The sequence below is a fragment of the Gilliamella sp. wkB108 genome (assembly GCF_001690195.1).
Lineage (GTDB): Bacteria > Pseudomonadota > Gammaproteobacteria > Enterobacterales > Orbaceae > Gilliamella > Gilliamella apicola_L.
This window is the reverse complement of record NZ_LZGM01000129.1, coordinates 1-11,857: the sequence shown is the minus strand read 5'-3', so window position 1 is coordinate 11,857 and position 11,857 is coordinate 1. Positions and strand designations below refer to the sequence as shown.

Below are 11,857 nucleotides of genomic sequence, written 5' to 3'. Positions count from 1 at the left end.
TACAATAATTGTAAATATTTTGTTACACATATTTTAGATGTAATTATAGAAATTGCTGTCTTATTCCACTTTTTATTATTATCTAAATGATAAGTAATATCATACTAATTATAATTAATCAGATATTGTGAAAATTTAATTTACTATTATGTAATTTTGTGTTTACATAACACTTGTTTATGTAATTAATATTTTACATATAAAATATTTTAAATGATTTTAATAGGAAAATTGTAATGTTAAAAGATACTCTAAATAATATCCGAATTAGGGATGAGCATATGTTAATTACCCCTGAAGAAATCAAAACCCTTTTCCCGTTATCCAGTGAGTTAGAACAAAGAATTGCCACTTCTCGTCAGACTGTAGTTAATATTTTAGAACGCCGTGATCATCGATTACTAATTGTATGTGGTCCATGTTCAATTCATGACCCTGAGGCAGCAATAGAATATGCCCATAAACTAAAAAAGCTATCTGATGAACTGCAAGATCAACTTTTTATTGTGATGCGAGTTTATTTTGAAAAACCCCGAACGACGGTAGGTTGGAAAGGAATGATTAACGATCCACATATGGATAGTTCATTTGATATTGAGTACGGACTTAAAAAAGCACGCAAACTTTTACTTGATATTACTAAAATAGGCTTACCTATTGCAACAGAAGCGTTAGATCCCAATACACCACAATATATTGGTGATTTAATTAGTTGGTCAGCAATCGGGGCTAGAACCACTGAATCACAAACCCATCGAGAAATGGCTTCTGGACTTTCTATGCCGGTTGGGTTTAAAAACGGTACTGACGGAAGTTTAGATGTTGCCATTAATGCTATGAAGTCCGCATCGATGGCGCATCGTTTTGTAGGAATCAATCAACAAGGGCAAGTAACCGTATTGCAAACTATGGGGAATCCGCATGGTCATGTAATCTTACGTGGCGGTAAAAAACCAAACTATGATGCTGAAAATGTTTCATTATGTGAAATTCAAATGAAAAAAGCCGGTTTAGTCCCGAATCTCATGATCGACTGTAGCCATGCAAATTCTAACAAGGATTACCGAAATCAACCTCTGGTTGCGGATTCGATTATTAAACAAATTGAACAAGGTAATGACTCTATTATTGGCGTAATGATAGAAAGTAATCTCTTTGAAGGTAACCAATCTTCTGAACAAGCACATGAAAACTTTAAATATGGCGTATCTGTCACTGATGCTTGTATTAGTTGGGAGGCGACTGAAGCATTGTTACGAAAAATGGATAAAACGCTTGCTTCACCACTTATGCAACGCCAGAAAAAATCAATTTCTGCATAATTTGACTTATACTTGAGACCGATCGCCGAGTAAATCTCGGCGATTTTCATTAATTTATAATTTAAGCTAGTTGTTTGCGAGCATTACGGAAAATGCGCATCCATGGGCTATCTTCACCCCAATTATTTGGATGCCATGAGTTAGTCACCGTTCTAAAGACTCGCTCAGGATGTGGCATCATAATAGTTACGCGCCCATCTTTGGTAGTAACTGCCGTGATCCCATTTGGAGAACCATTAGGATTTGCAGGATATTGTTCGGTGATTTGCGCAAAATGGTCAATATAACGCATAGCAACTAATTCCGATGTTTTTAAATTAGCTAAATGCTGTTCATCTCGGACTTCTACGCGACCTTCGCCATGCGAAACAGCGATTGGCATATGTGACCCGACCATATCTGTAAATAATAAGGAAGGACTTGGTTGGATCTGCACTAAACTAAAACGAGCTTCAAAACGTTCCGATAAATTACGCACAAAACGAGGCCATAAATCAGCACCAGGAATCAGATCTTTTAAATTTGACATCATTTGACAACCATTACAAACACCTAATGATAAGGTATCGTTACGCTGGAAAAATTGCTCAAATTCTTGCCGTACTCGCTCATTAAATAATACAGATTTAGCCCAACCTTCACCCGCACCCAGCACGTCACCATAGGAAAATCCCCCACAAGCAACAAGGGTATTAAATTTGGTTAGACTTACATTACCCGAAAGGAGATCGGTCATATGAACGTCAATTGCTTCAAAACCGGCACGATTAAATGCCGCTGCCATTTCTATATGTGAATTAACCCCTTGTTCGCGTAGTACTGCCACCTTAGGTTTGATGTTTTTAGCAATATAAGGGGCGGCAATATCTTCTTGTGGATTAAAAGTTAATTGCACATTTAAACCTGGATCATTTTCATTTTGTTTGGCTTGATGTTCTTGATCGGCGCAGTTTGGATTATCTCGTAAACGTTGCATTTGCCATGTAGTTTCCGCCCACCAAGTTCGCAATGTTGAACGGGCTTCACTAAATACAACTGCTGATTGATTACGTACAATAAACTGCTTACCTATTTTAGCACAACCTAAAACATGAACGGCATGAGATAGACCAAACTGATTAAAACAGCTAATTACCTCATCTAAACGGTTATTCGCAACTTGAATAACGGCACCTAGTTCTTCATTAAATAGTGAAGCAATAACATCATGACCTAAAACGGAAATATCAACATCAATACCACAATGCCCAGCAAATGCCATTTCAGCTAATGTAACAAATAGTCCTCCGTCAGAACGATCATGATAGGCTAATAACGCATTTTGATTGATTAATATTTGAATTGATTGATAAAAAGCAAGTAGCTCTTTTGGATCATGTACATCAGCGGTCTTTTGCCCCAAGTGTCGATAAACTTGTGCTAGGGCGGTAGCACCTAACGCTTGATGCCCTTTTGCAAGATCAATAAATAGTAAACTATTCTCTTCATTGGTAGATAACTGTGGAGTAACTGTTTTACGGACATCTTCAACTCGTGCAAATGCAGAAATCACTAATGAAAGCGGTGAGGTGATTGTTTTTTGTTCACCATTTTGTTGCCAGGTCGTTTTCATCGACATAGAATCTTTGCCTACCGGAATAGCTAGACCTAAAGCTGGACATAACTCTTCGCCAATAGCTTTAACTGCTTCATATAGCCCAGCATCCTCACCAGGATGACCTGCGGCAGCCATCCAGTTAGCTGAAAGTTTTATACGCTTTATCTCACCGATATCAGTCGCAGCAATATTAGTTATTGCCTCTCCCACAGCTAATCTTGCTGAAGCAGCAAAATTAAGCAACGCAACTGGAGCTCGTTCACCAATTGACATCGCTTCACCATAATAACTATCTAAACTGGCGGTTGTAACGGCACAATCAGCAACCGGCACTTGCCATGGACCAATCATTTGATCACGCGCTACCATGCCTGTTACAGAACGATCACCAATCGTGATTAAAAAGGTTTTTTCAGCAACCGTTGGCAAGTGTAAAACACGTTTAACAGCGTCATATAGATTAATTTCATTGGTTGAAAAATTATCGCCACGTGCCTGTTGTGTTTTTACTTCACGTAACATTTTCGGCGTTTTACCAAGTAATACATCAAGTGGCAGATCAATTGGATTATTATTAAAATGGGCATCATGTAAAGTCACCGTTTTATTTACCGTTGCTTGTCCAATAACCGCATAAGGGGTTCGTTCACGTTGACAGAGTTTAGCAAATAATTCTATACGATCTGGGTGAATCGCAAGTACATAACGTTCTTGTGATTCATTACACCAAATTTCCAATGGTGACATTCCAGGTTCATCGGTCAATATGTTACGTAATTCAAACTGACCACCACATCCACCGTCATTGACCAATTCAGGCATGGCATTGGATAAACCGCCGGCCCCCACATCATGAATAAATAATATTGGATTGTTATCACCCATTTGCCAACAACGATCAATCACTTCCTGACAGCGACGTTCCATTTCTGGATTGTCACGTTGTACTGAGGCAAAATCAAGATCGGCATCCGATTGCCCAGATGTCATTGATGATGCAGCTCCACCACCTAATCCAATATTCATAGCCGGACCACCTAAAACAACCAGTTTAGAGCCGGCAGGGAATTCACTTTTTTTAATATGTTCACGGCGGATGTTACCTATACCACCGGCAAGCATTATTGGTTTGTGATAACCCCGAAGCTCTTCACCATTATGGCTATTTACTTTTTCTTCATAGGTTCGAAAATAACCAAGTAATGCCGGGCGACCAAATTCATTATTAAATGCTGCTCCGCCCAGAGGCCCTTCCATCATAATGTCAAAGGCACTCACTATTCGATCAGGTTTACCAAAATCCTGTTCCCATGGCTGTTCAAAGTTGGGGATGCGTAAATTTGAAACTGAAAATCCTACTAATCCAGCTTTAGGTTTAGCTCCTCTCCCTGTCGCACCCTCATCACGAATTTCACCACCACTACCCGTCGCCGCTCCCGGCCAAGGCGAAATAGCTGTTGGGTGATTATGAGTTTCAACTTTCATTAAAATATCAGCATATTCCTGATGATAGCGATAAATACCATTATCATTATCAGCAAAAAAACGACCTATTTCAGAACCATCCATGACAGCTGCATTATCTTTGTAAGCAGAAGAGACATAATCAGGAGTGACAGTAAACGTATTTTTAATCATTTTAAATAATGATTTGGGCTGTTTTTTTCCATCGATAATCCAATCAGCATTAAAAATTTTATGGCGACAATGCTCAGAGTTTGCTTGGGCAAACATGTAAAGCTCAACATCAGTTGGATTGCGATTTAATTTATTAAAATTATCAACTAAATAATCTATTTCATCTGGTGCTAGTGCTAGGCCTAATTTTAAATTAGCTTCTTCTAATGCCTGACGACCTTGTCCTAATAAATCAATTATTGTGACAGGTTTTGGTTGTTCAGCGTTAAATAATTGTTCAGCTTGATCAAAACGTGTTAATACCATTTCCATCATGCGGTCATGAATAATACTTTCAAATTCCATTATTTGTTGTTTGGTTAGTGGTGAATGGGTTTGAATATAATAAGCGATGCCACGTTCAATACGGTGAATTTGGTTTAATCCACAATTGTGAGCTATATCTGTGGCTTTTGATGACCAAGGTGAAATGGTTCCTACTCTAGGTGTGACTAAAAAGAGTTGTTTGTTAATGTTATTTTCATCATTTTTTTGCGAAATATTAGGACCATATTGCAGTAATTTTTCAAGAATGACTTGTTGAGGAGCTGTCAACTCGCTCTTTAAATCAACAAAGTGCATATATTGTGCATCAATATTACTAATAGGAATGGATTTTTCACAACAAATAGATAGGAGTTTATTAATACGGAATGTTGATAAAGCAGAAGAACCAGCTAAAATTTTCATGTAAGTTACTCTTTTTAAGCCAAAAATAAGTAAAACAGGGCTGTATTATAAAAGAAAGTAGCTGCTGTGGCTATCTTAAAAACGACTAGCAATTTTGTAAAGATATTCCCAAAGAGAATAACGTTTCAGTATAAATTTTAAAAAACACTTCATTTTAAAATTGTTTAAAAGTAAAAATATACTTAGGTGTCTTTATTAATTATGTATTAGAATCATAAATTGTATAAATAATAACTAATAAAACAATACGAGAAAAACAATGGATTTACTTTTTCTAATCATGGTAATCGCCGTATTTGTGGCAATTATAGTTTTATCCAATATCAAAAGGGATATTACTGTTTTGCAAATTCAGTTAACTGAATTGCAAAAAAAAGTTAACCAATTAGAATCAAATAAAGTTCATTTTTCAGATAAATCAGAAACCAATCATAATATTGGTCCTGAAATTTTAAATCACCAACAATCTTTACATCAAAATAGTTCACAAAGTAACGAGATAACAACCACAACACCAAATATACCAGAACAACCGATAACTGAACTTAATTCTAATAGCAACCCAGTTGATGAATCTCCTCAATTACCGCAACAAGCAAATGATGTTTTTGATCAACCACAAAAAATATCATCTACAAAATCAGATCAAACTGCCAATCGTTTTATTAGTTGGTTACTTAAAGGTAACCTTGTAGCTAAAGTTGCCATTATTATTTTATTCTTTGGCCTCTCTTATCTGTTTAAATATAGTATTGAACATGGCTTATTGTCACCTGAATTACGAGTTCTAGGATCCTTAGTTTTAGGTATTGCTTTGTTAAGCATCGGTTGGCGACTACGTAATAAAAAGCCACTTTATGCTTTAATACTCCAAGGTGGTGCTATTGGTGTTTTATATCTGACCATATTTGCTGCATTCAAACTTTATGATCTGGTACCTTTGTTATTAGCCTTTGCTTTATTAGTCGTTATTTGTAGTACAAGTGTTTTATTTGCCATATTACAACACACTATGATTATGGCTATTATCGCTAGTGTTGGCGGTTATTTAGCCCCAATTTTATTATCAACCGGTTCTGGTAATCATATTGCTCTATTTAGTTATTATTTAATGCTTTCAAGTGCGATTTTAGTGATTAGTAACTGGCAATCTTGGCGCTTACTTAACCTTATCGGTTTCTTATTTACCTTTATTGTGTCGTTATTATGGGGTAAGGCATCTTATCAACCAGCGTTTTATACTGAGTGCCAAATTTTCATTCTCGCCAATTTGTTAATTTACGGTATTTTAGCGGTATTACTTTCCATTCGTAGTATAAAGAAGGAACATTATCAATACCCAATCGATTTGATTTTACTCTTTGGCGTGCCTCTTTCAGGTTTTGCTTTACAATATTCAATTACTAAACAGTGGGAATTTGGTCCTGCTTTTTCGGCCTTAGGATTTGGGTTATTTTATATAATTGGCGCCTTTATCACTTTATATGCATGGCGAACAACAGCTAAAACGACCTCTTTATTTGGTCTGGCTATTGGAATTGGATTTAGCAGTTTATCCATACCTCTCGCCTTTACCGCAAACTGGACCGCTTTAATTTGGTTATTTGAAGGCACTACTTTAAGTTGGGTAATGCTTAGCCAAAAACAATATCGTTTTGCATGGTTCGGAGTTCTCATTACGTTACTTGGGGTGATTTCTGGTGTTATTTCATTACCGCTCTATTATGTTGAAACTAACTCACTGATTATTCTGTTTGGTATTATGAGTGTTATTTTACTATTTAGTGCTTGTCTATGGCACTACTATCGTCATGTACATAATACTTCAGCAATGATCTTTAAAATCTTATTTTTTGTGCTTGCCAGTATAGTATGGGAAAATTGGATCTTATTTAGTATTTATCAAACTATGGAGACAACACCTAACACACAACCAATTATTCTCTGTTTTATTATCTCGGTGTGGTTATGGTATTACATAGGTCGAAAATTAAAATGGGATCTGCTTTGTTATGCTCCCCTTACCCTCTGGCCAGTACTGTTATTAGCAATCTTAAATAATAGTGAAAATTTATATTACAGTATAAAAAACCTTGGGTTATGGAGCATTGTTTGGCCAATTGCTTTTGTTTCTGCCTATTTTTATCTACATAAAGTTAAAATGCTGTTTACCCAATTATCAAAACGACTCTTTTTTATATTACATATCAGTTTGTTCTGGATAATAATAGCCTGGCTATTTAATGAAGTAAGCGCGTTATTAGATCTGTTACCATGGGGAATGTATACGGTTGAGTTTAGTTTATTGACCGCGTTTGCCAGTAGCATTATTTTATTATTTTATCTTTTAATTAAACAACGATTGATTGTTAATGTGTCCTTAATCAAATCATACTGGTTACTAGGATTATTCCCTATTGTCACTTATTTGTCTTATTCATTAGTAATTGGCATCATTATGAGTGGTCAAATTATTTATTGGCACTATATTCCATTACTTAATCCACTAGAAGAAAGTGCTATTTTTGCTTGGATGATGCTTGCTATCTGGCTGAAATGGGCTACCGGATATTTCAATAATTGCTCAACAGTGACCAAAAATAACCAAGAATTAGTAACAACCATTTTTAATACCGTATTAATCGCGTTGATATGTTTATGGGCAAACAGCATAATATTAAGATGTTTGAGCCAGTGGTTAAATATTAACTGGTCATTGTACTCATTATGGCATACTAACATTATTCAAGTAGTCTTATCACTAATTTGGACATTAACCGCCGTTATACTGGTCGTAATAGCCCATCACTATTTACTTCGTAAACTATGGTACGCCGGCGTTATTTTACAGAGTTTTATTGTCGCTAAATTAGTTTTTGTTGATAGTGTTGAACTTGATGGTTTATTACGTGCATTTGTGTTTATAGGTGTTGCATTATTAATGCTTTTAATTGGTTATTTAGCCCCATTACCGCCTAAAAATAAATTTTCAGAAAATTGATTAATTTATTTTAATTCTTTGTGAATAATGCCAATACGCTAAATATTGGCATTACTTATCTTCTAAAGCCCAAATAACTTGGGAAAATCAACTTGATTAAATTTCTAAAATTATTGCTATAAATTATTTTTGTGATCTCTCTCTAATATTTCAAATTTTGATCATTGTACTTTCTCACGCGTCAATTAATATACGTCCAATATATTGGATATATATTTTATATATATTAGTACGGAGGCGAGAATGATAATAGAAAAAATTGAAATATATAGGTTAGCAATTCCTTTTCATGCAAATAGAGATATATGCACTTCTAATCTTAGTGCACAAGAAATTTATAATGCAGCTAATCCTGAATTGAAAAAAATGGAATCATTACTGGTAAAACTAACTACCAACAATGGTTTAATCGGTTGGGGTGAGAGTTTTGGACATGCAATAAATCCCGTTACTTTTAATGCGTTAGAAACCATTGTCGGACGGTTTTTTTTAGGAAAAAAAGTACCTGAAGATATAACACAAATCCGCGATCTTATCCATCAAGCCAAATATGCTTTTCATCCATTTGGTAGTGGAGGTCCGGTAATGTTTGCATTATCAGGAGTGGATATTGCGTTATGGGATTTAGTCGGAAAATTACACCATAAACCTTTATATCAACTCTTAGGCGGAAAGCGAACCGAATTTGATGTATATGCTAGTTTGGTTAGTTATGGTAATAAAATTGATGAGCATGTATTACGTGCTTATCACGAAGGATTTAAAGCAATTAAATTGCATGAAATTGATGTTAAAGATACACAAAAAGCAAGATCAGTATTACCTGAAGATTTTCCATTAATGGTCGATGTCAATTGTCCATGGAGTGAGCAGGAAGCGATTAAACAAGCCTATTTACTTCAATCAGCTAATCTAACTTGGCTTGAAGAACCCATTTTTCCACCTAATGATGTTTTAAAATTAGCTAATTTGAGAAAAATCGGTATTCCTATTGCGGCGGGTGAAAATGTTGATGGTGTACAAGGTTTTGAACAACACTTTATAAACCATGCTATTGATATAGCTCAGCCGAGTGTGGCAAAAGTCGGTGGTATCACCGCAATGTTAGATGTTATCGATTTAGCCAAAATGTATTCAATAAAGGTATCCCCTCATTGCTTTTATTATGGTGCTGGATTACTTGCCACCGCGCATATCCTTTCACTTCTAGATGACAACATTAAATTAGAAGCCCCGTATATACAGTGGAACGATTTACTGTATCCACAAATGGAATTTAAACCAAAATTGACACTAGCTGATACCTCAGGATTGGGGTTTGAACCAAATAAAGAGGTATTTGAAAGATACATTATTCAATATAAAAAAATTGAGTATAACCATTAAAATGGAGATTTAATTATGTTTACTAAAAAATATCGTTGGTTCATTGCTATTTTATTATTTTTAGCTGGAATGCTTAATTATTTAGATCGTTCTGCTCTTGCCGTCATGGCGCCATTAATTAAAAAAGAATTAGTTTTTGACGATGCCCAAATGGGTATTTTATTCAGTGTTTTTTTCATTGGTTATTGCCTGTTTTGTTTTATTGGTGGGTGGTGTGCCGATAGGTATGGTCCGAAAAAAACTTATGCTTGGGCAGCAGGCACATGGTCAATCTTTTGTGGCGCAACAGCCCTTGTTACCTCTTTTTATCAATTATTAATCGTGAGAGTAATTTTCGGTATTGGTGAAGGACCAATGGGAACAACGACCAATAAATCTATCTCAAATTGGTTTCCGAAAAAAGAGATAGGTAGAGCAGTTGGTTTTGTCAATGCAGGACAACCTTTAGGCGCTGCATTAGCTGCCCCTATTGTTGGTTTTGTAGGACTTTATTTAGGTTGGAGAATTGCTTTTATTGTCATAGCATTGTTAGGATTATTTTGGGTTTTAGCCTGGGTGACGTTTTTTAGAGATAAACCAGAATTGAGTAATAAGGTTAGTCAAGAGGAAACAGACTTGATTATTACTGAAAGACCCGCTGCAGATATAAAAAACTCCGATAATATTAGTAATGGAAATAAGAATCAGAAATCTATATTCTATTACATTTTATCGTTACCTGTAATTGGCGTTGCCGTTTCATTTTTCTGTTTTAATTACATTCAATTTTTCTTTTTATCTTGGTTACCTAGTTATTTAACTGATTATCAACATTTAGATATTAAAAGTATGAGCGTAATAGGCGTATTACCTTGGTTGGGTGCAGCAATTGGCTTTATATTAGGTGGAGTAATTACAGATAATATTTATACAAAAACCAATAATTTTATTCTTTCTCGAAAGATTGTCATTTTTACCGGACTTATTGTTGCCGCTACCTGTGTATTGTTAACAGCATACGCTTCAAGTACCTTTAGTGCAGTGAGTTTTATAACAATTGCATGTTTATTTGGTTACATGGTTCCACAAGCATGTTGGTCATTGCTACAATATATTGTCCCTTCAGTAAGAATAGGCTCTACCGGTGGTTTTGTTCATTTATTAGCAAACTTAGCTGGTATTTTATCGCCAAGTATTACCGGTTTTTTGATTCAATATGGCGGTGGTTATCAATCAGCATTTATACTTTCAAGTCTAATCGCGGTTTTTGGAACTTTTGTTTTGCTGCTTTTCATCCGTCAAAAAAGTGTTGATTCTTTATTAAATAATTAAGTTATGATGTTTAATCATAATTAAACTACGAAAACCGTTTAATTATAACTTTGGAGTAAGACTCGTTAGAACTTGATGAGTATAATTAGTAAAATAATCATTAATTTCTAACGATGCTTTAATCGTCCCTTCTACATTATTTTGACATATCGCTTTTAGTTTATTTAAATAAAGTTCCGCAACCTTTTTAAGTTCAGCATCTCGATGATTTAAATGGGCAACCCAAAAACGTCTCGATAAACCTTGTAATGGTGATAAAACTGAGTCTACAAATTCATTTTTAGTCGCGATAACGGTTATTGCATGCGTTTTTTTTAGTAATTTAACCAATTGTTTAGCTTGCGCAATTTGTTTAATCTGAAGTAATTCATCAATGATTGTTTGCATTTCACTTTTATCATTATGTGTCGCTCTAATGGCCGCTAATTTCATTGCAAATTCACCGACATTCCGCCTTACCTCTAATAATCTGACTTGCGATTCAACCGAAATAGGTGTGATAAGAATGCCTTTTGATGGAAAGATTTCAACCATTTTATCGACAACAAGCCTTTGTAAAGCTTCTCGAATAGGACTTCGTCCTAACTCTGTGATTTCAATAAGTTTAGATTCAGAGTACATTCCTCCCGGGATTAGCTCCTGAAAGGTGATCATTTCTTCAATGGTTTCATAAGCAATCTTTGATTTTAATTCATTTTTTTTCATATTTATTAATTAGTTAATATGCAAAAAGCTTAGCCTAAGTTAGGTAATTATATTAACATCTTTCTTTATATAAGAAAGTAATATTATCTTTTATAACTTTTATTGCAGAAATAATATAGACTGTAAAAGTAAAATTAATAAGCCAATAAATCATATAGTTGTTAAATC

At 34.9% G+C, this 11,857-nt stretch carries 6 protein-coding genes; 4 read left to right on the top strand and 2 right to left on the bottom strand.

Going from position 1 to position 11,857, the window contains the following annotated elements; genetic code table 11:
• The first annotated feature begins 236 nt into the window (after positions 1-236).
• Entirely contained in the window at positions 237-1,322 is a 1,086-nt protein-coding gene (locus tag A9G11_RS13930) for a 3-deoxy-7-phosphoheptulonate synthase (RefSeq protein ID WP_065620174.1), read from the top strand.
• Positions 1,323-1,383: 61 nt separating this feature from the next.
• On the opposite strand, the gene purL is transcribed toward A9G11_RS13930, so the two are convergent.
• Positions 1,384-5,286 carry a phosphoribosylformylglycinamidine synthase gene (gene purL, locus A9G11_RS13925; protein WP_065620173.1) on the bottom strand — a complete coding sequence of 1,301 codons (3,903 nt, stop codon included), beginning with the start codon at positions 5,284-5,286 and terminating at the stop codon, positions 1,384-1,386.
• Positions 5,287-5,545: 259 nt separating this feature from the next.
• On the opposite strand from purL, the gene A9G11_RS13920 reads away from it, so the two are divergent.
• The 3 genes from A9G11_RS13920 to A9G11_RS13910 all read left to right on the top strand — a co-directional run bounded on the left by A9G11_RS13920 (position 5,546) and on the right by A9G11_RS13910 (position 10,984).
• A complete protein-coding gene (locus A9G11_RS13920; protein WP_065620172.1) occupies positions 5,546-8,287 on the top strand; it encodes a DUF2339 domain-containing protein in 2,742 nt (913 codons plus the stop codon).
• A gap of 243 nt (positions 8,288-8,530) precedes the next feature.
• Positions 8,531-9,673: a mandelate racemase/muconate lactonizing enzyme family protein gene (locus A9G11_RS13915; protein ID WP_065620171.1), complete on the top strand. Its 1,143-nt coding sequence runs from the start codon at positions 8,531-8,533 to the stop codon at positions 9,671-9,673.
• 15 nt (positions 9,674-9,688) lie between these two features.
• Positions 9,689-10,984, top strand: coding sequence for an MFS transporter (locus A9G11_RS13910; RefSeq protein WP_065620170.1), 1,296 nt, complete (start codon positions 9,689-9,691; stop codon positions 10,982-10,984).
• Positions 10,985-11,026: 42 nt separating this feature from the next.
• Here the strand turns inward: A9G11_RS13910 and A9G11_RS13905 are convergent, their stop codons facing one another.
• Positions 11,027-11,689, bottom strand: coding sequence for a GntR family transcriptional regulator (locus tag A9G11_RS13905; protein WP_065620169.1), 663 nt, complete (start codon positions 11,687-11,689; stop codon positions 11,027-11,029).
• Positions 11,690-11,857 lie beyond the last annotated feature (168 nt).

What these genes read in the sequence shown, in the direction of transcription:
- A9G11_RS13930 (WP_065620174.1), top strand. Translation starts at nt 237, where the DNA reads ATGTTAAAAGATACTCTAAATAATATCCGAATTAGGGATGAGCATATG.
- A9G11_RS13915 (WP_065620171.1), top strand. Translation starts at nt 8,531, where the DNA reads ATGATAATAGAAAAAATTGAAATATATAGGTTAGCAATTCCTTTTCAT.
- A9G11_RS13920 (WP_065620172.1), top strand. Translation starts at nt 5,546, where the DNA reads ATGGATTTACTTTTTCTAATCATGGTAATCGCCGTATTTGTGGCAATT.
- A9G11_RS13905 (WP_065620169.1), bottom strand. Translation starts at nt 11,689, where the DNA reads ATGAAAAAAAATGAATTAAAATCAAAGATTGCTTATGAAACCATTGAA.
- A9G11_RS13910 (WP_065620170.1), top strand. Translation starts at nt 9,689, where the DNA reads ATGTTTACTAAAAAATATCGTTGGTTCATTGCTATTTTATTATTTTTA.
- purL (WP_065620173.1), bottom strand. Translation starts at nt 5,286, where the DNA reads ATGAAAATTTTAGCTGGTTCTTCTGCTTTATCAACATTCCGTATTAAT.